This is a genomic window from Streptomyces europaeiscabiei, assembly GCF_036346855.1.
Classification (GTDB): Bacteria; Actinomycetota; Actinomycetes; order Streptomycetales; family Streptomycetaceae; genus Streptomyces; species Streptomyces europaeiscabiei.
In genome coordinates, this window is sequence record NZ_CP107841.1 from 9999464 (window position 1) to 10021637 (window position 22174).

16 protein-coding genes are annotated in these 22174 nt (G+C 70.2%); 11 read left to right on the forward strand and 5 right to left on the reverse strand.

Annotated elements, in window-relative coordinates; all coding sequences use genetic code 11:
- Positions 1–837: a methylenetetrahydrofolate reductase gene (locus tag OG858_RS43395; protein ID WP_086753187.1), complete on the forward strand. Its 837-nt coding sequence runs from the start codon at positions 1–3 to the stop codon at positions 835–837.
- A 125-nt stretch (positions 838–962) separates the two neighbouring features.
- Here the strand turns inward: OG858_RS43395 and purU are convergent, their stop codons facing one another.
- Entirely contained in the window at positions 963–1835 is an 873-nt protein-coding gene (gene purU, locus OG858_RS43400) for a formyltetrahydrofolate deformylase (protein ID WP_037698147.1), read from the reverse strand.
- A gap of 218 nt (positions 1836–2053) precedes the next feature.
- On the opposite strand from purU, the gene OG858_RS43405 reads away from it, so the two are divergent.
- The 9 genes from OG858_RS43405 to OG858_RS43445 all read left to right on the forward strand — a co-directional run bounded on the left by OG858_RS43405 (position 2054) and on the right by OG858_RS43445 (position 16575).
- Positions 2054–3523, forward strand: a complete 1470-nt coding sequence (locus tag OG858_RS43405) for an aldehyde dehydrogenase family protein (RefSeq protein WP_086753189.1) — start codon at positions 2054–2056, stop codon at positions 3521–3523.
- 20 nt (positions 3524–3543) lie between these two features.
- Complete coding sequence (locus OG858_RS43410) at positions 3544–4632, forward strand: quaternary amine ABC transporter ATP-binding protein (RefSeq protein WP_037698142.1); 1089 nt, start codon at positions 3544–3546, stop codon at positions 4630–4632.
- Positions 4632–6662: an ABC transporter permease gene (locus OG858_RS43415; protein ID WP_328543861.1), complete on the forward strand. Its 2031-nt coding sequence runs from the start codon at positions 4632–4634 to the stop codon at positions 6660–6662. The genes OG858_RS43410 and OG858_RS43415 overlap by 1 nt, the downstream gene beginning before the upstream one ends.
- A gap of 12 nt (positions 6663–6674) precedes the next feature.
- Entirely contained in the window at positions 6675–7652 is a 978-nt protein-coding gene (locus OG858_RS43420) for an ABC transporter substrate-binding protein (RefSeq protein WP_086752942.1), read from the forward strand.
- A 250-nt stretch (positions 7653–7902) separates the two neighbouring features.
- The gene (locus OG858_RS43425) at positions 7903–10341 is read left to right on the forward strand and encodes a GcvT family protein (protein WP_319065263.1); all 2439 of its coding nucleotides are present in this window, start codon (positions 7903–7905) and stop codon (positions 10339–10341) included.
- Positions 10342–10433: 92 nt separating this feature from the next.
- Positions 10434–11294, forward strand: coding sequence for a bifunctional methylenetetrahydrofolate dehydrogenase/methenyltetrahydrofolate cyclohydrolase (locus tag OG858_RS43430; protein WP_328543860.1), 861 nt, complete (start codon positions 10434–10436; stop codon positions 11292–11294).
- Between the two features lie 112 nt (positions 11295–11406).
- The gene (locus tag OG858_RS43435) at positions 11407–12639 is read left to right on the forward strand and encodes a sarcosine oxidase subunit beta family protein (protein ID WP_328543859.1); all 1233 of its coding nucleotides are present in this window, start codon (positions 11407–11409) and stop codon (positions 12637–12639) included.
- A gap of 11 nt (positions 12640–12650) precedes the next feature.
- On the forward strand, positions 12651–15974 hold the full coding sequence (locus OG858_RS43440; RefSeq protein ID WP_086750959.1) for a sarcosine oxidase subunit delta family protein: 3324 nt from the start codon (positions 12651–12653) through the stop codon (positions 15972–15974).
- Positions 15967–16575, forward strand: a complete 609-nt coding sequence (locus OG858_RS43445; protein WP_319269623.1) for a sarcosine oxidase subunit gamma — start codon at positions 15967–15969, stop codon at positions 16573–16575. The genes OG858_RS43440 and OG858_RS43445 overlap by 8 nt, the downstream gene beginning before the upstream one ends.
- Before the next feature lie 57 nt (positions 16576–16632).
- On the opposite strand, the gene OG858_RS43450 is transcribed toward OG858_RS43445, so the two are convergent.
- The 4 genes from OG858_RS43450 to OG858_RS43465 all read right to left on the reverse strand — a co-directional run bounded on the left by OG858_RS43450 (position 16633) and on the right by OG858_RS43465 (position 21396).
- The gene (locus tag OG858_RS43450) at positions 16633–16899 is read right to left on the reverse strand and encodes a hypothetical protein (RefSeq protein ID WP_319065258.1); all 267 of its coding nucleotides are present in this window, start codon (positions 16897–16899) and stop codon (positions 16633–16635) included.
- Between the two features lie 567 nt (positions 16900–17466).
- Positions 17467–18849 carry an L-serine ammonia-lyase gene (locus OG858_RS43455; RefSeq protein ID WP_328543858.1) on the reverse strand — a complete coding sequence of 461 codons (1383 nt, stop codon included), beginning with the start codon at positions 18847–18849 and terminating at the stop codon, positions 17467–17469.
- A 58-nt stretch (positions 18850–18907) separates the two neighbouring features.
- Positions 18908–20173 carry a serine hydroxymethyltransferase gene (glyA, locus tag OG858_RS43460; RefSeq protein ID WP_328543857.1) on the reverse strand — a complete coding sequence of 422 codons (1266 nt, stop codon included), beginning with the start codon at positions 20171–20173 and terminating at the stop codon, positions 18908–18910.
- A gap of 836 nt (positions 20174–21009) precedes the next feature.
- Positions 21010–21396, reverse strand: coding sequence for a hypothetical protein (locus OG858_RS43465; protein ID WP_086753743.1), 387 nt, complete (start codon positions 21394–21396; stop codon positions 21010–21012).
- 128 nt (positions 21397–21524) lie between these two features.
- Between OG858_RS43465 and OG858_RS43470 the strand changes: the two genes are divergently transcribed.
- Positions 21525–22157, forward strand: a complete 633-nt coding sequence (locus OG858_RS43470; protein ID WP_328543856.1) for a hypothetical protein — start codon at positions 21525–21527, stop codon at positions 22155–22157.
- Positions 22158–22174 lie beyond the last annotated feature (17 nt).

A 22174-nucleotide genomic window follows, 5' to 3' on the forward strand; every position in this document is an offset into this window, starting at 1 on the left:
TTGAGCGCCGCAGGACTCCGGGCGCTGCTGAACGGCGTCCGCTACGAGGTGCTGCCCGCGAAGGCGACCGAGGACAAGGTCCTCGCCCATGTTCCGCGCGACGTCGTCGTCACCGTGACGGCGTCGCCGGTCAAGGGCCTGGAACCCACCCTCGACCTGACCGCCCGGCTCGCGGCGCACGGCCACCGCGTCGTCCCGCACGTGCCCGCGCGGCTGCTGCGGGACGACGCGCACCTCAAGGACGTCGTCGACCGGCTCCGTGCGGCGGGCGTGGACGACGTCTTCGTCCCGGCGGGCGACGCCGACCCGCCGGCCGGGGCCTACGACGGGGCGCTGCCGGTGCTCCGCGGGCTGAGTGAGCTGGGGGCGCCCTTCGCGCGCGTCGGTGTCACCGGCTACCCCGAGAGCCATCCGCTCATCCACGACGACATCACCGTCCAGGCGATGTGGGACAAGCGCGAGCACGCCACGTACATCGTGAGCAACCTGTGCTTCGACCCGCGCGTGCTCGGGGAGTGGATCGCCCGGATACGGGGCCGGGGCATCGCCCTGCCCGTGCACGTCGGTGTCGCCGGCCCCGTTCAGCGGGCGAAGCTGCTGTCCATGGCGACGAAGATCGGTGTGGGCGAGTCGACGCGCTTCCTGACGAAGCACCCGTCGTGGTTCCTGCGGTTCGCGACGCCCGGGGGGTACACGCCGGAGAGGCTGCTGACGCGTACCGAGGAGGCGCTCACCGCGCCCGCGTCGGGGGTGGCCGGGCTGCACCTGTTCACGTTCAACCAGATCGCCGAGACGGAGGCGTGGCGCCGCGCGCTGCTGGAGCGCCTCGGCGGCTGAAGGAGCCCCACGGCCGTATACGAAGACGGACGGGCCCGGAGCGGCAAAGAGGCAGAGCGGCAAGGGGCGGATCAACAAAGGGCGGAGCCGGAAGTCCGGCTCCGCCCGCAGTCCTGCCGTATCGCTCAGCGGAAGACCACCGTGCGGTTGCCGTCCACCATGACGCGGCTCTCGCTGTGCCACTTCACCGCGTGGGCGAGGACCTGCGCCTCGACGTCCCGGCCGACGGTGACCAGGTCGCCGGGGTCCAGCGAGTGGTCGACCCTGACCACGTCCTGCTCGATGATCTGCCCCTCGTCCAGGTCCGAGGTCACGTAGTGCGCGGTGGCGCCGACGAGCTTCACCCCGCGGTCGTAGGCCTGGTCGTACGGCTTCGCGCCCTTGAAGCTGGGGAGGAAGGAGTGGTGGATGTTGATGGCGCGGCCCTCGAACTGCTTGCACAGGTCGTCGGAGAGGATCTGCATGTAGCGGGCCAGCACCACCAGGTCGATGTCCAGGTCGCGGACCAGCTCCAGCAGGCGCGCCTCGCCCTCGGCCTTGGTGTCCCTGGTGACCGGGATGTGGTGGAAGGGGATGCCGTAGGTGTCCGCCAGCCCCTCGAAGTCCCGGTGGTTGGAGACGATCGCGGGGATCTCGATGTTGAGGGTGCCGGTGCGCGAGCGGAAGAGCAGGTCGTTCAGGCAGTGACCGAACCTGGACACCATGATGAGCGTCCGGGTCGGGGTCGACGCCTCGCTCAGGACCCAGGTGATGCCGTACGCCTCGGCCACGGGACCGAATCGGTAACGCAGAGTTTTCAGGTTCGCGTCCGGGTCGGAGACGTCGAAGTGGACCCTCATGAAGAATCGGCCCTGGCGACGGTCGTCGAACTGCTGGCTCTCCAGGATGTTGCCCGAGTTCCTGACGAGGAAGCCGCTCACCGCGTGGACCAGTCCGGCGCTGTCGGGACAGGAGAGGGTGAGGACGAACTCACGGCCAGGTTGCGGTCGAGGGGACATGATGGCCTCCGTCGGTGCGTATTGCACAACATGGTGAGCGATACGCAACATGGTCGGCTCGACGCCGCTCGCGGTCAAGAGTCGTCGGGTAAGTGCTCTCATGGTGAAATCGTCATCAGCCAACCCCTTGACGTATGTCTATGGCATTCGCAAAGGTGTTCCACCACAAGCAATTGAATGCACGATGCGCAACGCATTTCAGCTGAAGGGCTTGGCGCGTGGCAGATCTGTATGTGGCTGGGGAATGGCGGGATCCGGTGGCCGGAGGGCGCCGGGAGATCCGCTGTCCCGCTGATGGCACGCTCACCGCGACCGTTTCGGAAGGGACACGTCCCGACACCGAGGCGGCGATCGCCGCGGCCCGCGGCGCCTTCGACGAGGGACCCTGGCCGCAGACCCCCGAGCGGGAGCGCGGAGCGTTGCTGCTGCGCACCGCCGACATCGTCGAGCGCGACTCCAAGGAGTTCGCCCGCGCCGAGTCGCTGGACTCCGGAAAGCGGCTCGTCGAGAGCGAGTACGACATCGCCGACGTCGTCTCCTGCTTCCGCTACTACGGCGGTCTCGGCGGAACCGACGCCGGCCGGGTGATCGACACCGGACGCGACGACGCCGTCAGCCGGGTCGTCTACGAGCCCATCGGTGTCTGCGGGCTCATCACTCCCTGGAACTACCCGCTGCTGCAGGCCAGTTGGAAGGTCGCCCCGGCCCTCCTCGCCGGCAACACGATCGTCCTCAAGCCCAGCGAACTCACCCCCTCCACCTCGATCCTGCTGATGAGGGCATTGGCGGAGGCCGGACTCCCGGCCGGCGCCGCCAACCTCGTCCTGGGTACCGGACCCGAGGTGGGCGCCGCCCTCTCCGAGGACCCGCGTGTCGACATGGTCTCCTTCACCGGGGGCCTGGAGACCGGCAAGCGGATCATGGCCACCGCCGCGGCGACCGTGAAGAAGGTGGCGCTGGAGCTCGGCGGCAAGAACCCCAACGTGATCTTCGCCGACGCCGACTTCGAGACGGCCGTGGACTTCGCCCTCACCGCCGTGTTCCTGCACTCGGGCCAGGTCTGCTCGGCCGGCGCCCGCCTGATCGTCGAGGACTCGATCCACGACGCCTTCGTCGACGAGGTGGTCCGCCGCGCCCGGCAGATCCGGCTCGGCGGTCCCTTCGACCCCGAGGCCGAGACCGGGGCACTGATCTCCGCCCAGCACCGGGAGAAGGTCGAGGCGTACGTCGCGGCGGGGATCGCCGAGGGCGCCGTGCTCCGCTGCGGCGGCACACGGCCCGACGACCCGGCCCTCGCGGATGGCTACTACTACCCGCCGACCGTCCTCGACGAATGCCGGCAGGACATGCGCGTGGTGCACGAGGAGTCCTTCGGACCCGTGCTCACCGTGGAGCGCTTCACCGACGAGGACGACGCCGTACGCATCGCCAACGACACCGAGTACGGACTCGCCGGAGCCGTCTGGACGCAGGACGCGGGCAAGGCCCAGCGGGTCGCCCGGCGGCTGCGCCACGGCACGGTGTGGATCAACGACTACCACCCCTATGTGCCGCAGGCGGAATGGGGTGGCTTCGGGCATTCGGGCGTGGGCCGGGAGCTGGGACCGACCGGCCTGAACGAGTACCGAGAGCCCAAACACATCTGGCAGAACATCCAACCCCGGCCGCAACACTGGTTCCGCGGCTGAATGCCGAGAAGAGGTCGATCGTGACCCCAACACAGACCGAGGCGCCGCAGCGGCGCAGCACCCCCGAGGACTCGGACGGTACTCCGGTCATATCCGTGCGCCGGCTGTGGAAGGTGTTCGGGCCGAAGGCCGACCGGGTGCCGGAGTCCGAGGAACTGTGCGGTCTCACCCGCCGCGAGCTGATGGACCGTACGGGATGCACCGCCGCGGTGCGCGATGTGAACTTCGACGTCCGCAAGGGCGAGGTCTTCGTCGTCATGGGTCTGTCCGGCTCCGGCAAGTCCACGCTGGTGCGATGTCTGACCCGGCTGATCGAACCCACCGCCGGGGAGATCGTCTTCGAGGGCGAGGACATCCGCGAGGCGGACCCCAAGCGTCTGCGCGACCTCAGGCGCCGCAAGTTCTCCATGGTCTTCCAGCACTTCGGGCTGCTGCCCCACCGCCGCGTCGTCGACAACGTGTCGTTCGGCCTGGAGATCCGCGGCATGAGCAAGGCCGAGCGCACCAGACGGGCCCTGGAGGTCGTCGAACTCGTCGGTCTCTCCGGCTACGAGAACTCCTACCCCGACCAGCTCTCCGGCGGTATGCAGCAGCGCGTCGGGCTCGCCCGGGCCCTGGCCGGCGACCCGGACGTCCTCTTCTTCGACGAACCCTTCTCGGCACTCGACCCGCTGATCCGCCGTGACATGCAGAACGAGGTCATCCGGCTGCACCACGAGGTCGGCAAGACGATGGTGTTCATCACCCACGACCTCTCCGAGGCCCTCAAGCTCGGCGACCGCATCCTCATCATGCGCGACGGCAAGATGGTCCAGTGCGGCACCGGCGACGAACTGGTCGGGGCCCCGGCCGACGACTACGTACGCGAGTTCGTCAAGGACGTCCCGCGCGCCGACGTCCTCACCCTGCGGTGGATCATGCGCCCGCTGAACGACGGCGACGCCCTGGACGGCCCCGAGCTGGGCCCGGACGTCGTGGTGCGGGAAGCCACCCGTGCGGTCCTGGCGGCCGACAAGCCGGTCAAGGTCGTCGAGAACGGTGAACTGATCGGCATCGTCGGCGACGAGGAGATCCTCGCGGTGGTCGCCGGGCAGGAAGGCGGCATGTGATGACCGTCGCCGTGGAGAAGCCCGAACAACCGCAGAAGCCGGAACCGCCCCGCAAGACGGACTCCGCGCCCCCGGCCGCCACCCCCGCCGCCCGCGTGCGCCAGGTCGGGCGCGGCACGGTGGTGGCCGCGATCCTGATCGCCTGGCTGGTGCTCTTCGCCGTGCTGCGCGGCAAGCAGACCCTCACCCTGGCCGCGGCCGACCTCACGGACCTGCACCGGTGGATCAACGATCTCAACGACTCCATCGGCGCCAACCGGAACTCCAACCCGCTCTTCCTGTACTTCTTCAACGAGATCCGTCTGGTCATCGACACCCTGGTGACCTTCATCCAGGAACTGATCTCCCAGCCCTCGGCCGATCGCCCCCTCCCGCAGATCGGCTGGCTCGGCGTCGTCGGGATCACCGGCTACGTCTCCTGGGCCGTGGGCAACTGGCGGGTGGCGCTGCTCGCCGTGGCCGGCTTCACCTTCTTCGGGCTGCAGGGTCTGTGGCAGGAGAGCATGGACACGCTGGCGCTCACCGTCTCCGCGGTGTTCGTGGCGCTGCTGTTCGCGATCCCGCTGGGTGTGTGGGCGGGGCTGTCCGAGCGGTTCAACCGGGTCGTGACGCCCTTCCTGGACTTCATGCAGACGATGCCGACCTTCGTCTACCTGGCCCCGCTGACCCTGTTCTTCCTCATCGGCGGCGCCTCCGCCACGATCGCCACCGTGATCTACGCGGCGCCGCCCGCGATCCGCATCACCGCGCACGCCATCCGGTCGGTGCCGGAGACCACCGTCGAGGCGGCCGACTCGCTGGGCGCGACCCGCCGGCAGGCGCTGCTGAAGGTTCTGCTGCCGATGTCCAAGCGGACCGTGGTGATGGGCGTCAACCAGTCGATCATGGCCGCTCTGGCCATGGTGACCATCGCCGCCCTGATCGACGCGCCCGGCCTCGGCAAGACCGTCCTTCAGGCCCTGCAGTCGCTGGACGTGGGCACTGCCTTCAACGCGGGACTCGCCATCGTCGTCATGGCGATCGTCCTCGACCGGGTCACCACCGCCGCCAGCGCCCGCCAGGAGGCTGCCCGGCGCTCGGACGGCCGGTTCGTCGCCTGGCGGCGGCCGCTGCTCGCCGTCGGCGGCGTGGTCACGGCCGTCCTCGTCTACATGTCGCACACCTACGTGTGGGCCGCCGAGTTCCCCAGCGAGGGCGGCGTCGGCTCCTCCATCGCGAGCGCGGCGGACACCACGACCACCTGGGTGCAGGACAGCCTCTCCGGCCTCACCAACGCCTTCCGTGACGCCATCACCAACGGCCTCCTCAACCCGTTCCAGTCGCTGCTCACCGACTCCCCGTGGTGGCTCGTCGCCGCGGTGCTCATCGGGCTCGGCACGGTGCTCGGAGGCTGGCGCGCCGGCGTCACCACGGCCGTGTGCGTGGGCCTGCTGCTCGGCACGGGCCTGTGGTCGGACAGCATGACCACGCTGGCGTCGACCCTCGTCGCGACGGTGCTGGTGATGGTGCTCGGCATGGCCTTCGGCGTGTGGATGGGGCGCAGCGCCCTGGCGGACCGGGTACTGCGGCCCACCCTGGACGCGGCGCAGGTCATGCCGCCGTTCGTGTATCTCGTGCCGTTCCTCGCGCTGTTCGGCGCGACCCGCTTCACGGCCATCGTCGCCGCGATCGTCTACGCCGCCCCGGTCGCCATCAAGATCATCGCGGACGGTGTGCGGGCCGTGCCGGCGGCCACCGTCGAGGCGGCCACCTCTGCCGGGTGCAACACCTGGCAGATCATCACCAAGGTTCAACTGCCCATGTCACGCAGTGCGCTGACGCTCGCCACCAACCAGGGCCTGATCTATGTACTGTCGATGGTCGTGGTGGGTGGCCTGGTGGGAGCGGGCGCTCTCGGTTACGACGTCGTGGCCGGATTCTCCCAGGGGCAGCTGTACGGGAAGGGACTCGCGGCCGGGCTCGCGATCGTCCTTCTCGGAGTCATGTTCGACCGGATCACTCAGGCCGCGGCGCGGCGCGTAAGCGCATAAGGAGCACTGACCATGGCAACACGGATACGACAGTGGAGAGCCGGCGTGGCCGGACTGGCCGTTCTCGGCCTCGCCCTCACCGCCTGCGGCGGTGCGAAGGTCGGTGAGAGTTCCTCGGGTTCCGACAGCTCGGGCGACTCCGGCAAGTGCGGCACCTTCAACCTCGCCGTCAACCCGTGGGTCGGCTACGAGGCGAACGCGGCGGTCGTCGCGTACGTCGCGGAGAAGGACCTCGGCTGCAAGGTCACCAAGAAGGACCTGAAGGAGGAGATCGCCTGGCAGGGCTTCGGGACGGGCGAGGTCGACGCCGTCATCGAGAACTGGGGCCACGACGATCTGAAGAAGAAGTACATCACCGACCAGAAGACCGCCGTCGAGGCCGGCGCGACCGGAAACAAAGGTCTGATCGGCTGGTACGTGCCGCCGTGGCTGGCGAAGGAACACCCCGACATCACCGACTGGAACAACCTCGACAAGTACGCCGACAAGTTCAAGACCTCGGAGTCGGGCGGCAAGGGTCAGCTCCTCGACGGCGACCCGTCGTTCGTCACCAACGACGAGGCTCTCGTCAAGAACCTGAAGCTGGACTTCAAGGTGGTGTACGCGGGCAGCGAGACCGCGCTCATCCAGGCCTTCCGCAAGGCCGAGAAGAACAAGGAATGGGTGATCGGCTACTTCTACGAGCCCCAGTGGTTCATGGCCGAGGTGCCCCTGGTCAAGGTCAAGCTGCCGGAGTACAAGACGGGCTGCGACGCCGACGCGGAGAAGGTCGCCTGCGACTACCCCGTCTACGAGCTCGACAAGATCGTCAGCACGAAGTTCGCCGAGTCGGGCAGCCCGGCCTATGACCTGGTCAAGAACTTCACCTGGACCAACGACGACCAGAACACCGTCGCCAAGTACATCGCCGTGGACAAGATGACGCCCGAGGCGGCGGCCGAGAAGTGGGTCGACGCCAACCGCGACAAGGTCGAGGCCTGGATCAAGTAACCCGGGGCGGGAACCGGTCGAACATGCCCGGTGGGCGGCGTGCACGGATGTGCGCCGCCCACCGGGCATCGCCGTGTTCCGGGCCGTTTCGAGGACCCTGTCCGGTGCCGTGTCCGGTGGTGTTCTCCTCGGGTCACGGACCTCTTGACACCCCCTCCCCGAGACAGGCACATTGAGTTGCGCAACCTGAACCATGTTGCGCAGACAGCAACTGAACCGGCTGGACTAGTTTTCAATCGGAGGTGCGGCGATGGCGGGACCCCGAGTGGTCATCATCGGAGCGGGAGTCGTTGGCGCGGCCCTCGCGGACGAGATCTCCGCGCGCGGCTGGACCGAAGTGACCGTGGTCGACCAGGGCCCGCTCCCCGCCACCGGGGGCTCCTCGTCACACGCCCCGGGCCTGGTCTTCCAGACCAACCCGTCCAAGACCATGACCGAGCTGGCGCGCTACACCGTCGAGAAGTTCTGCTCCCTCGACGTCGACGGCCAGCCCTGCTTCCTGCAGGTCGGCGGCCTCGAAGTGGCCACCACCCCCGAGCGCCTGACCGAACTGCACCGCCGCCACGGCTGGATCACCGCCTGGGGCATCGAGGCCCGCCTGCTGAGCGCCGACGAATGCGTCGAGCAGCACCCGCTGGTGAACCGCGACAAGGTCCTCGGCGGCCTCCTGGTACCGACGGACGGCCTCGCCAAGGCGGTTCTCGCCGTCGAGGCGCAGATCCGCCGGGCCACCGAGCGCGGCGTGACCTTCCTCGCCCGCCACGAAGTCCTCGACGTGACACAGACCGACGGCGAGGTCACCGGCGTCCTCACCGACCAGGGCGAGATCCCCGCCGACATCGTCGTGTGCTGCGCCGGCATCTGGGGCCCGAAGATCGCCCGCATGGTCGGCATGAACCTTCCGCTCACCCCGCTCGCCCACCAGCTCGCCTGGACCGGCCCGGTACCGGCGCTGGCCGGCCAGACCGAGGAGGCGGTGCGGCCGATCCTGCGCCACCAGGACGCCGACCTCTACTACCGCGACCGCTTCGACGGCATCGGCATCGGTTACTACGGCCACCGCCCGATGCCCATCTCCGCCGACGACATCCTGTCCGTGGACGAGGCCGACGAGATGCCGTCGGTCATGAAGTTCACCGAGGAGGACTTCGCCGACGCCTGGACCGAGACGCAGTCCCTGCTGCCCGCGACGGCGGAGGCCAAGGTCGAGGAGGGCATCAACGGCCTGTTCTCCTTCACCACCGACGGCTACCCGCTCCTCGGCGAATCCCCGGACGTCAAGGGCTTCTGGGTCGCGGAGGCCGTCTGGGTCACGCACTCGGCGGGCGTGGGCAGGGCCGTCGCCGAATGGCTGGTCGACGGCTACTGCTCCTCCTTCGACCTGCACGAGTGCGACGTCAACCGCTTCGAGCCGCACCAGCTCTCCCCGGAGTACGTCCTGGCCCGCGACTGCCAGAACTTCGTCGAGGTCTACGACATCCTCCACCCCCTCCAGCCCTCCGGGAAGCCCCGCCCGATCCGCACCAGCCCCTTCCACGCCCGCCAGCAGGAGCACGGCGCCGTCTTCCTGGAGGCGAACGGCTGGGAGCGCCCGCAGTGGTACGAGGCGAACGCCGCACTGGTCGAGGGCCGCAACATCCCCACCCCGAACGACTGGGCCGCGCAGTACTGGTCGCCCATCGTCGGCGCCGAGGCCCAGGCCACCCGCGAGACCGTCGCGATGTACGACATGACGGCCCTCAAGCGCCTGGAGGTCACCGGCCCCGGCGCCGCCGACTTCCTGGAGCGGCTGGTCACGAGCAAGGTCGCCAAGTCCGTCGGCTCGGTGACGTACACGCTGCTGCTGGACCACGACGGCGGCATCCGCAGCGACATCACGGTCGCCCGCCTCGCCCGCGACGTCTTCCAGGTCGGCGCCAACGGCAACCTCGACCTCGACTGGTTCACCCGCCACCTCCCCGCCGACGGCACGGTCCAGGTCCGCGACATCACCCCCGGCACCTGCTGCATCGGCCTCTGGGGCCCGCTCGCCCGCAAGGTCCTCCAGCCGCTGACGGACGAGGACTTCTCGGCCGACGGCCTGAAGTACTTCCGCGCCAAGCGCGCCCACATCGGCTCCGTCCCCGTCACGGCCATGCGACTGTCGTACGTCGGCGAACTCGGCTGGGAGCTGTACACCACGGCCGACCTGGGGCAGAAGCTGTGGGACACGCTCTGGGCCGCCGCCCGGCCGCTCGGCGGCGTCATCGCCGGCCGCGGCGCCTTCAACAGCCTCCGCCTGGAGAAGGGCTACCGCTCCTTCGGCACCGACATGACGTACGAGCACGATCCGTACGAGGCCGGCGTGGGCTTCGCCGTCAAGCCCGACAAGGACGACTTCATCGGCAAGGCGGCGCTGGAGCGCCGCAGGGCCGACGTACGGCGGAAGTTGACCTGTCTCACCATCGACGACCCGCAGGCGGTCGTCATGGGCAAGGAGCCGGTGTACGACGGCGACCGGGGCGTCGGCTACGTCACGAGCGCGGCGTACGGCTACACGATCGGCAAGCCGATCGCCTACGCGTGGCTGCCGGTGGAGCTCGCGGTGCCCGGGACCACGTTGCACATCGGGTACTTCGACCAGCGCGTCGAGGCCGTGGTGGCCGAGGAGCCGTTGTTCGACCCGACCATGTCCCGTCTTCGTGGGTGAGGGTTCGAAGGGGGTGCGTCGGTGGGGCGCCGGTGGGGCGTCGAGCGAGTGCAGGTGCGTCGTGGCTCGGGTTCTTGGAAGGAGTGCCGTCGGTGAGCGCACAGTTGCTTGATGGGAAGGCCACGGCAGCCGTTATTCGTCGTGAACTTGCCGAGCGTGTCGCCAAGTTGACCGCCGCGGGTGGCCCTCCGCCCGGGCTCGGGACCGTTCTCGTCGGTGACGATCCCGGTAGTCGGGCCTACGTCGGTGGCAAGCATCGGGACTGCGCTCAGGTGGGGATCGCCTCACTGCGCCGGGAGCTTCCCGCCGACGCGACTCAGCGGCAGGTCGAGGACGTCATCGACGAGCTGAACGCCGATCCGGCCTGCACCGGCTACATCGTGCAGCTGCCGCTTCCGCGCCACCTCGACGCCAACGCCGTACTGGAACGCATGGACCCGGCCAAGGACGCCGACGGCCTGCACCCGGTCAGCCTCGGGCGGCTCACCCTCGGGGTCGAGGCACCCCTGCCCTGCACCCCGCGCGGCATCGTCGAACTGCTCCGCCGGTACGAGGTGCCCCTCGCCGGGGCGCGGGTCTGCGTGATCGGACGTGGCATCACCGTGGGACGGCCCCTCGGCCTGCTCCTCACCCGCAGGTCCGAGAACGCCACCGTCACCCTCTGCCACACCGGGACCACGGGCCTGGCCTGGCACGTACGTGAGGCGGACATCGTCGTCGCGGCGGCCGGCTCACCCGGGCTGGTCACCAAGGAGATGCTGCGCCCCGGCGCGGCCGTCCTGGACGTCGGTATCACCCGCACCGACCAGGGGCTGGTCGGCGATGTGCACCCGGACGCCGCCCAGGTCGCCGGATGGCTCGCGCCGATGCCCGGGGGAGTGGGACCGATGACGCGGGCGATGCTCCTCGCCAACGTCGTCGAGGCCGCCGAGAGGAACGCGAACCCCGTATGAACGCGAACGCCCGTAGGGACGCGACCGCCTGCATGAACGCGACCGCCTGTATGAACGCGTCGGGCCCCGACCGCCCGCTCTGTCCGCACCTCTCACACGACGGAGACGTCCGATGAGCCCCCGTACCCCTGGCGCCGAGCTGCCCGAACACCCCGACTGGCTGTGGCGCACGCCGGAGCCGAAGCGTTCGTACGACGTGATCGTCGTCGGCGGCGGCGGACACGGTCTCGCCACTGCCCACTACCTCGCGAAGAACCACGGCATCACCAACGTGGCCGTGCTGGAGAAGGGCTGGCTGGCGGGCGGCAACATGGCCCGCAACACCACCATCATCCGCTCCAACTACCTGTGGGACGAGAGCGCCGGCATCTACGAGCACGCGCTCAAGCTGTGGGAGGGCCTCGCCGAGGAGCTCGACTACCCGATCCTGTTCTCCCAGCGCGGTGTGCTGAACCTCGCCCACAGCCTCCAGGACGTACGGGACAGCGTGCGCCGTGTGGAGGCGAACCGGCTGAACGGCGTGGACGCCGAATGGCTCGACGCCGACGGGGTCAAGGACGTCTGCCCGATCGTCAACATCTCCCCGGACGTGCGCTACCCGGTCCTGGGCGCCACCTACCAGCCGCGCGCGGGCATCGCCAAGCACGACCACGTGGCCTGGGGCCTGGCCCGCTCGGCTGACGCCGCAGGCATCGACATCATCCAGAACTGCGAGGTCACCGGTCTGGACGTGGTCGGCGGCCGGGTGGTCGGCGTGCAGACGACGCTCGGCCCGATCGCAGCCGGCAAGGTCGCACTCTGCTCGGCGGGCCACACCTCGGTCCTGGCCGCCATGGCCGGCATCGAACTCCCTCTCCAGAGCCACCCGTTGCAGGCACTCGTGTCGGAACTGCTGGAGCCGGTGCACCCGACGGTCGTCATGTCCAACGCGGTCCATGTGTACGTCAGCCAGGCCCACAAGGGCGAGCTGGTGATGGGCGCGGGCATCGACTCGTACAACTCCTACACGCAGCGCGGCGCGTTCCACATCATCGAGGAGCAGATGTCCGCGGCCCTGGAACTCTTCCCGGTCTTCGCCCGCGCCCACGTCCTGCGCACCTGGGGCGGCATCGTCGATGTCAGCCCCGACGCCTCCCCGATCATCGGCCTCACCCCGGTCGACAACCTCTACCTCAACTGCGGCTGGGGGACGGGCGGCTTCAAGGCCACCCCGGGTGTCGGCTGGGTCTACGCCCACACCATCGCCCACGACACCCCCCACCCCCTCAACGCCCCCTTCTCGCTCGACCGTTTCACCACCGGCGCGCTCGTCGACGAGCACGGCGCGGCCGCGGTGGCCCACTAGGGAGCCCAACCATGCTGCTCATCACCTGCCCGTGGTGCGGGCCCCGCGACGAGGCCGAGTTCCACTACGGCGGCCAGGCACACGTGCCCTACCCCGAGACCCCGTCGGCCCTCACCGACGAGGAGTGGGCCCGCTACCTCTTCTTCCGCGACAACACCAAGGGCCCGTTCGCCGAACGCTGGAGCCATGCGGCGGGCTGCCGCAAGTGGTTCAACGCGGTACGGGACACGTCGACGAACGAGATCCTGGCGGTCTACCGGGCGGGGGAGCCCCGTCCGGCCGCGGAGGACCTGAGGCGTGCGGCGCTCTCGCCTGCCCGCGAGGTCTCCGCAGCGCCTCCGGCGAGCTCTGCGCCACGTCCGGTCACCCCTCGGCCGAACCCGGCACAAGCGGCCCGCCCGGCTCGTGAGGACGAGGCCGTTCAGGCCGAAGAGGGGTCCTCCGGGGGCGCAGCCCCCAGGGAGGGGTCGGGTAGCGGCGGCGGGGGCGCCGCATCCGTCAGCGGCTCTGCCGCGGGCCAGCCCTTCCGCCATCTCACCCGAGGCCGAATCGACCGCGCCGCCCCCCTCACCTTCACCTTCGACGGCACCGCATACCAGGGCTACCAGGGCGACACCCTCGCCTCCGCCCTCCTCGCCAACGGCGTCATCCAGACCGGCACCAGCATCAAACTCGGCCGCCCCCGAGGCATCTTCTCGGCCGGCGTCGAGGAACCCAACGCGGTCATCCAGATCGAGGCCCCCTTCCCGGAGCCGATGCTCCCCGCGACGACCGTCGAGCTGTACGACGGCCTCGTGGCGAGCAGCCTCCCCGGCCAGGGCCGCCTGGCCACCGAGCCCGACCCGGCCCGCTACGACGCCGTGCACGCCCACTGCGACCTGCTGATCGTCGGCGCGGGCCCGGCCGGCCTCGCGGCCGCCGCGGCGGCCGCGAACAGTGGCGCCCGGGTCATCCTCGCCGACGACCAACCACACCTGGGCGGCAGCCTCCTGGGCACCGGCGAACACCTCGACTGGGCCGAGGAGACCGCCGGACGCCTCGACACCGCCCCGGAGGTCCGCGTACTGCGCCGCACCACCGTCTTCGGCTACTACGACGACAACCACCTCCTCGCCGTGGAACGCCGCACCAACCACCTGGGCGCGGGCGCCCCCGGACACGTCTCCCGCGAACGCGTCTGGCGCATCCGGGCCCGCCGAGTCGTCCTCGCCACCGGCGCCCACGAGCGCTCCCTGGCCTTCGCGGACAACGACCGCCCCGGCGTGATGCTGGCCGCCTCGGCCCGCACCTACGCCAACCGCCACGGAGTCCTGCCGGGCCGCCGGGCGGTCGTCTTCACGACCAACGACAGCGCCTACGCGGCGGCCCTGGACCTCGCCGCGGCGGGCGTGGACGTCACGGCGATCGTCGACACCCGCCCCGAACCGGGGGAGTGGGCGCGGCGCGCCCAGGAGGCCGGCATCGAGGTGCTGGCCGGGCACGCCGTCACCGGCACGGAGGGCGACCCGCGCCTCACCACCGTGACCGCCGCCCCGCACGGGGAGCCCGCGGAGCAGCGGCGGTTCGCCGCCGACCTCCTGCTGGTCTCCGGCGGCTGGAACCCGGTCGCACACCTCTTCAGCCAGGCGGGCGGCAGACTGCGCCACGACGAGACACTGGGCTCGTTCGTCCCCGACAGCTGCCGTCAGGCGGTCGAGGTGGCGGGCGGCGCGAGCGGAGAGTTCGACCTCGCCGGGGTTCTCGCACAGGGCGCCGCCGCCGGTGCGCGCGCGATCGAGGCCGAGGGCTACACCCCGGAATCCCCTCTCCTCCCGGACGTGGCCGCACCGCCGCGGCCGACTCCGCCCATGCATCTCTACGCCGTGCCGGACGCCTCCGGCGCACCCCGCTTCGTCGACCTCCAACGAGACGTCACCGTCGACGACCTGACCCGCGCGACCGGCGCCGGCATGCGCTCGGTGGAGCACACCAAGCGCTACACCACGGCCGGCACCGCCAACGACCAGGGCAAGACCTCAGGGGTCCTGGCCAGCGGCGTGGTCGCCGAACTGCTCGGCGTGGACATCTCCGCGCTCGGCACGACCACGTTCCGGCCGCCGTACACGCCGGTCTCCTTCGCGGCGCTCGCAGGCCGTGACCGCGGCGCTCTGAGCGACCCGGTCCGCACGACCGCCGTCCACGAGTGGCATGTCGCGCACGGCGCCCTGTTCGAGAACGTCGGCCAGTGGAAGCGCCCTTGGTACTACCCGCAAGGCGGCGAGACCATGGAGGGGGCCGTGCTGCGCGAGTGCGCCGCCGCCCGCGACGGCGTCGCCTTCATGGACGCCTCCACCCTCGGCAAGATCGACGTCCAGGGCCCGGACGCCGCCGTCTTCCTCGACCGGCTCTACACGAACATGATGAGCACCCTGAAGGTCGGCATGATCCGCTACGGCGTCATGTGCCGCCTGGACGGCATGCTCTTCGACGACGGCACGGTCATCCGCCTGGCCCAGGACCGCTTCCTGGTCACCACGACCACCGGCAACGCGGCCGCCGTACTGGACTGGATGGAGGAGTGGCTGCAGACCGAGTGGCCCGAGCTGAAGGTCCACTGCACGTCCGTGACCGAACAGTGGGCCACCGTCGCCCTGGTCGGCCCCCGCTCCCGCGACGTCCTCGGCGCACTCGCCCCCCGACTGGCCGTGTCCAACGACGACTTCCCGTTCATGGCCTGGCGCGAGACGGCTGTCGCCGGCATCGAGGCCAGGGTCTGCCGGATCAGCTTCTCCGGCGAACTCGCCTACGAGATCAACGTGTCACCGTGGGACGCCCTCACCCTGTGGCAGGCGTTGTACGAGGCCGGAGCCCCGTACGGCATCACCCCGTACGGCACCGAGACCATGCACGTCCTGCGCGCCGAGAAGGGCTACCCCATCATCGGCCAGGACACCGACGGCACCGTCACCCCCCAGGACCTGGGCATGAGCTGGGTCGTCTCGAAGAAGAAGCCCGACTTCATCGGCAAGCGCTCCTACGCCCGCGCCGACACCCTCCGCGCCGACCGCAAGCACCTCGTCGGCCTGCTCCCGGAGGACCCCGGCACCTTCCTCCCCGAGGGCACCCATCTGGTCGCCGACAGCGTCCTGCCCGCCCCGCCCGTCCCGATGCTCGGCCACGTCACCTCCAGCTACCGCAGCGCCGCCCTCGGCCGGACCTTCGCGCTCGCCCTGATCAAGGGTGGCCGGGACCGCATCGGCGAGCGGCTGTACGCCCCCGTCGGCGACCGGCTGGTCCCGGTGACCGTCGCAAGCCCCGTCCTCTACGACCCCGAGGGAGCCCGTCGCGATGGCTGACACCGCACTCACCGTCCCGCCCCGCAGCCCCCTGGCCCACGCCGCCGACCGCCTGGCCATCGCCACCCGCACCTCTCAGGGCGCGGTCCGGCTGGCCGAACTCCCCTTCCTGACGCAGCTCGACATCCGCCTCGACGCCAAGGGAGCGGCGGCCGACGCCATCGGCCTCGCCCTGGACCTCCCACTCCCGCTCGAACCCAACACCGTCGTACGCGCCGGGCAGCTGACCGCGCTGTGGCTGGGACCGGACGAATGGCTGCTGGTGGGCCCGCCCGGCAGTGCGCAGGACCTGGAGGGCCGGATCCGAACGGCCGCAGGGGACGAGCCCATCTCCGTCACCGACGTCTCCGCCCAGCGCACCACCCTCCTCGTCTCAGGCCCCCGCGCCCGCGACCTCCTGTCGCACGGCTGCGCCCTGGACCTGCACCCACGTGCCTTCGGCGCCGGCCGCTGCGCCCAGACCACCCTCGGGCGCACCCAGATCATCCTGATCGCCCGTGACGAACCCGCGTCCGGCTTCTGGGTACTGGTCCGCTCATCCTTCGCCGACTACCTGACGGACTGGCTGCTGGACGCGGCGACGGAGTACATGCCGGCCTGAATCCACCATGTGTGCGCCTCATGGACAGCTGAGCCGCGGGTGGGCGGCGTTGGTGACTCAGGCTCCGCCATAGCCGGACGTCTCGTCGTCCGGGTCTTCGGTGGCGTACAGGGTGGGCCCGAGGCGCGCGGCCAGCGTGTCTCCAGCCATACGTGTTTGGACCACTGTGCCGTCGTCGCCCACCGTCAGCGCTGCGTAGTAGCCCAGAGCCGTCCAGTCCGAGGGCACGTGGAAGAAGAATTGAACTACGTCGCCCGGGTACTCGTCGCGCAGCAGGGGAAGCAACTTCCGCAGAGTGCAACCGCCGCTCAGGCCACTGATCATGACAGTCACTTGATCCGGTGCCGACCGCCACGCCCGCACATGCGCGCAGCCCTGCCAGCCATCGAAGGGTCGTACGCATTGCTCGTCGCGGATCATTTCGGGATAGGCAGGTTCAATGGCCAAGGGGAGGTCCCTTCTTCTCGGTTCTTTCCCGGCTCCAACGCCCCACAACAGCAGGTCCGCACAGCAGGTCCACGGTACGGGCGATGCGGCGTCGGTGACCGTCCCGGCAGCCGATGCGGCTGTCCGGGACGGTCGACGGAGGGTGTGGCGGCAAACCGGTCGGACCGGCGAGCGACGTCTTCGCGCTGGGCGCGGTACCGGCCTTCGCCGCGACCGGGGCCGAGCCGTTCGGGGTCGGCTCGACGCACGCCCTCAGTTTCCGCGTCGTGTGCGAAGAACCCGACCGGCACTCCGAGGAGCCCGGAAAGAGGCCCACGGTGACCACGCCGGTGCACCGGCCGGCCGACACTTCCGGTGACCGGCCGGCCGTCACCCGGACAGTTACCGAGCCCGACTTGCTCCACGCCCCGCACGGCCACGAACGCACTGGTCAGGGCTGTTCCCCTAACACTCGATGATGTTCACCGCCAGTCCGCCGCGGGCCGTCTCCTTGTACTTGACGCTCATGTCGGCGCCGGTCTCCTTCATCGTCTTGATGACCTTGTCGAGGGAGACGTGGTGTCGACCGTCGCCACGCAGGGCCATGCGGGCGGCTGTGACGGCCTTCACGGCGGCCATGCCGTTGCGTTCGATGCAGGGGATCTGGACGAGGCCGCCGACGGGGTCGCAGGTGAGGCCGAGGTTGTGTTCCATGCCGATCTCGGCGGCATTCTCGACCTGTTCGGGGGAGCCGCCGAGGACTTCGGCGAGGGCTCCGGCGGCCATGGAGCAGGCGGAGCCGACCTCGCCCTGACAGCCGACCTCGGCGCCGGAGATGGAGGCGTTCTCCTTGAAGAGCATGCCGATGGCGCCGGCGGCCAGCATGAACCGTACGACTCCGTCCTCGTCCGCGCCCGGGACGAAGTTGATGTAGTAGTGCAGGACGGCGGGGATGATGCCGGCCGCGCCGTTCGTGGGGGCCGTCACCACCCGGCCGCCCGCCGCGTTCTCCTCGTTCACCGCCATCGCGTAGAGGGTTGTCCATTCCATGGCGTGCGTGGCCGGGTCGCCCGCCGCGCGCAGCGCCCGCGCGGTGAGGGCGGCGCGGCGACGGACCTTCAGGCCGCCGGGCAGGATGCCCTCGCGGGTCAGGCCGCGGGAGACACAGGCCTGCATCACGCGCCAGATGTCGAGGAGACCGGAGCGGATCGCGTCCTCGCTGCGCCAGGCGCGCTCGTTCTCCAGCATCAACCCCGAGATGGACAGACCGGTTTCATGGGTGAGACGGAGCAGGTCGTCGCCGCTGTGGAAGGGGTACTTCAGCACGGTCTCGTCGAGTTTGACGCGGTCCGTGCCGACCGCGTCCTCGTCGACGACGAAGCCGCCGCCGACGGAGTAGTACGTCTTCGACAACAGCTCCGTGCCCGCCGCGTCGTAGGCCCGGATGGTCATGCCGTTGGCGTGGTACGGCAGCGTCTTGCGGCGGTGCAGGACCAGGTCCTTGTCGGAGTCGAAGGCGATCACTCGGGTGTCGCCGATCTCGACGCCCAACAGCCGTAGCGTTCCGGTCGACTTGATGTGGTCGACATCGTGCTCGGCCTGATTGATGTCGACCGTGTGAGGCTCGTTGCCCTCCAGGCCCAGGAGTACGGCCTTGGGGGTGCCGTGGCCGTGGCCGGTGGCGCCCAGCGAGCCGTACAACTCGGCGTGGACCGTGGCGGTCCGGGTGAGTGCGCCGTCCTCCTTCAGACGGACGGCGAACATGCGGGCGGCGCGCATCGGGCCGACCGTGTGGGAGCTGGACGGGCCGATGCCGATCGAGAACAGGTCGAAGACCGAAATGGCCACGGTGACTCCTCAGAACGGGCGGTGGTGGGGCACACGGTCCGGGTGCCCCACCGGGGTCTCACTTCCCCAGGCCGGGGTAGAGCGGGTGTTTGTCGGCGAGGGCCTTGACCCGGGTCCTGAGGGCATCGGCGTCGTAGGACGGCTTCAGCGCCTCGGCGATGACGTCGGCGACCTCGGTGAAGTCCTCGGCGGTGAAGCCGCGGGTGGCGAGGGCGGGGGTGCCGATGCGCAGGCCGGAGGTGACCATCGGGGGACGCGGGTCGTTGGGGACGGCGTTGCGGTTGACGGTGATGCCGACCTCGTGGAGGCGGTCCTCGGCCTGCTGTCCGTCGAGTTCGCCGGCGCGCAGGTCGACGAGGATGAGGTGGACGTCGGTGCCGCCGGACAGGACGTCGACGCCGGCCTCCCGGGCGTCGTCGGCGGTCAGCCGCTCGGCGAGGATCCGCGCGCCCTCGACGGTGCGGCGCTGGCGCTCCCTGAACTCCTCGGAGGCCGCGACCTTGAAGGAGACCGCCTTGGCCGCGATCACGTGTTCCAGGGGGCCGCCCTGGAAGCCGGGGAAGACGGAGGAGTTCAGCTTCTTCGCGAATTCCTTCTTCGCCAGGATGATGCCGCCGCGCGGGCCGCCGAGGGTCTTGTGGGTGGTGGAGGTGACCACGTCGGCGTGCTCGACGGGATTGGGGTGCAGTCCGGCGGCGACCAGGCCCGCGAAGTGCGCCATGTCGACCCAGAGATGGGCCCCGACCTGGTCGGCGATCCGGCGGAACTCGGCGAAGTCCAGCTGACGCGGGTACGCCGACCAGCCCGCGATGATCACCTTCGGGCGGTGCTCCTTGGCGAGCTTCTCCAGTTCGGCCATGTCGACGAGGCCGGTGGCGGTGTCGACGTGGTAGGCGACGACGTTGAACTGTTTGCCGGAGAAGTTCAGGCGCATGCCGTGGGTGAGGTGGCCGCCGTGGGCGAGGTCGAGGCCGAGGATGGTGTCGCCGGGCTGGGCGAGGGCGAAGAGGGCGGCCTGGTTGGCGGAGGCGCCGGAGTGGGGCTGGACGTTGGCGTATTCGGCGCCGAAGAGGTCCTTGAGGCGGTCGATGGCGATCTGTTCGGTGACGTCGACGTGTTCGCAGCCGCCGTAGTAGCGGCGGCCGGGGTAGCCCTCGGCGTACTTGTTGGTCAGGACGGTGCCCTGGGCCTCCATGACCGCGACGGGGGCGAAGTTCTCCGAGGCGATCATTTCCAGGGTGGACTGCTGGCGGTGCAGCTCGGCGTCGACGGCGGCGGCGACCTCGGGGTCCAGCTCGTGCAGGGGCGTGTTCAGAAGCGACATGCGTACGACCTCGTCTTCTCAGCCGGCGGTGCGTATTGAGCAACTTGTCGAGCGATACGCAACATCGTCCAAGAGGTCGGGGGTCCGGTCAAGGGCGTCGGCGGAGAACCGGCGCTCCGCCGACGCGCTCGTCGGCGCTGTCCGAGCCGGTGCTTGACCCTTCTGGGGCGGCGCGACCCGCTTCGGCGAGGCCGGACGATCTTGTCTAGGTCGAGCACCGGACAGTCGCAGGGCGCGGGCGGCCTGCCGGGATCGATGATCTCGGCCTGCGGGACGCGGCGAAGCGCCCGGCCTGCAGGCCGTGACGGACCGGGCGCCTCGCCGTTCACCTCGCCGCACCTCGCCGCACCTCGCCGCACCTCGCCGCACCTCGCCGCACCTCGCCGCACCTCGCCGCACCTCGCCGCACCTCGCCGCACCTCGCCGCACCTCGCCGCACCTCGCCGCACCTCGCCGCACCTCGCCGCACCTCGCCGCACCTCGCCGCACCTCGCCGCACCTCGCCGCACCTCGCCGCACCTCGCCGCACCTCGCCGCACCTCGCCGCACCTCGCCGCACCTCGCCGCACCTCGCCGCACCTCGCCGCACCTCGCCGCACCTCGCCGCACCTCGCCGCACCTCGCCGCACCTCGCCGCACCTCGCCGCACCTCGCCGCAGATCCCGCAGATCCCGCAGATCCCGCACATGCGGCGCCACGGTGATTCGGTCGGTCAGCGGTGCGTGGCGGGCGCGGAGCGGCACGCCGGGGAAGGCGTCCGAGGCGTAGGTGGTGCGTCGAGGTACGGCAGTTCCTCGGAGCGGAGGACGAGGCCGCCCACAGGGTGTGCCGCGGGGTCATGCCGGGAGGAAACCCGGCCACCAGGGCGGGACGTTCCCCGGGCACAAGGGGTCGGGGTAGGAATCCGGCATGCCGAGCCATGTCACGAGGAACCAGGTGAACCACAGGGTGACGACGAACCCCGCGGCCAGTGCCGCCCACTGATGACGTCGTCCGAGGGTGCCGTGCAGGATCGTCCACGGGATCGCGGCGGCGATCCACACGAGCGGGGCGAGGAGGAGCAACGTCATGCCGTTGGCGGCACCGATGCCGACGTCACAAGCCGCCCAGGCCCTCCCGATGACGGCAACGGACACCACCGCAGCCAGTCCCCCGAAGAGGACACCCAACACCGTCCCCCTGAACCAGGGGTTCGGAGGACTCGACGGCCCCGCTCCCGCCATTTTCCACCTCTCCTCGTCGTGGAGGCGGAGCGTAACAACATGCGGGGGGCAGCTTCTCGGCTACCGGGGCGAGAGAATGTCGTGGTAATTGTGGTGCAGAGCGAGCAGGTGTGCTGCACACTTCCCGGGTGATCGTTCTGCAGCCCGTCCTGGAGCTCTGCGCCTCCGACGGCTTCACCCTCTGGTCCGTCGCCGAGTGCGAGCCGTACGGCTTCCTGGCGCTCCATGGCGCACTCGATCCCGCCGAGGTCGGCACAGCGGTGATGAGCATCGCCGACTACAACAACCTCGATCCCGAGGACGACGGCCGCGCACCGCGGCCCGCCGACCCGCTCGGGGGCTTTCTGCACGGACTGCTCACCATGGACGACCTCCTGTCATCCGGCGGTCTGCGGATCACTGACACCGCAACCGGCACCACGCTGCTGCCGGGCTGCTGCACCAGCCTCAACGAGAGAGGCGACTGGCTGGACGTCGTCGACGGCAAGGGCTGCGCCTCCTTCGGCCACGACCCCGCATCGCTCGTCGAACGGCACGGCGAAATCGTCCGGTTGACCCTCGACGCCGAGCACGACAACAGCGCGGTGATCGAGCTACCCGTCACGGACCTGCGCCGCCTGCTCGCCGGTGCGGAGCGCGACCTGAACGCATTCCTCCAACTGGCTGCCGCCTGGGCCGCCCTGCACCTGCCCGACTACGCCACCCCCGTCGCCTCAGCCCTCGGCCGTGCGCTCAACGTGCCGCCGCCAATTGGGGGTTGAAGGCCCGCGCCAGCCGG

Coding starts and splice junctions, on each gene's coding strand:
- OG858_RS43435 (WP_328543859.1), top strand. CDS start 11,407: ATGAGCCCCCGTACCCCTGGCGCCGAGCTGCCCGAACACCCCGACTGG.
- OG858_RS43465 (WP_086753743.1), bottom strand. CDS start 21,396: ATGGCGGGAGCGGGGCCGTCGAGTCCTCCGAACCCCTGGTTCAGGGGG.
- OG858_RS43450 (WP_319065258.1), bottom strand. CDS start 16,899: ATGATCAGTGGCCTGAGCGGCGGTTGCACTCTGCGGAAGTTGCTTCCC.
- glyA (WP_328543857.1), bottom strand. CDS start 20,173: ATGTCGCTTCTGAACACGCCCCTGCACGAGCTGGACCCCGAGGTCGCC.
- OG858_RS43445 (WP_319269623.1), top strand. CDS start 15,967: ATGGCTGACACCGCACTCACCGTCCCGCCCCGCAGCCCCCTGGCCCAC.
- OG858_RS43440 (WP_086750959.1), top strand. CDS start 12,651: ATGCTGCTCATCACCTGCCCGTGGTGCGGGCCCCGCGACGAGGCCGAG.
- OG858_RS43425 (WP_319065263.1), top strand. CDS start 7,903: ATGGCGGGACCCCGAGTGGTCATCATCGGAGCGGGAGTCGTTGGCGCG.
- OG858_RS43420 (WP_086752942.1), top strand. CDS start 6,675: ATGGCAACACGGATACGACAGTGGAGAGCCGGCGTGGCCGGACTGGCC.
- OG858_RS43415 (WP_328543861.1), top strand. CDS start 4,632: ATGACCGTCGCCGTGGAGAAGCCCGAACAACCGCAGAAGCCGGAACCG.
- purU (WP_037698147.1), bottom strand. CDS start 1,835: ATGTCCCCTCGACCGCAACCTGGCCGTGAGTTCGTCCTCACCCTCTCC.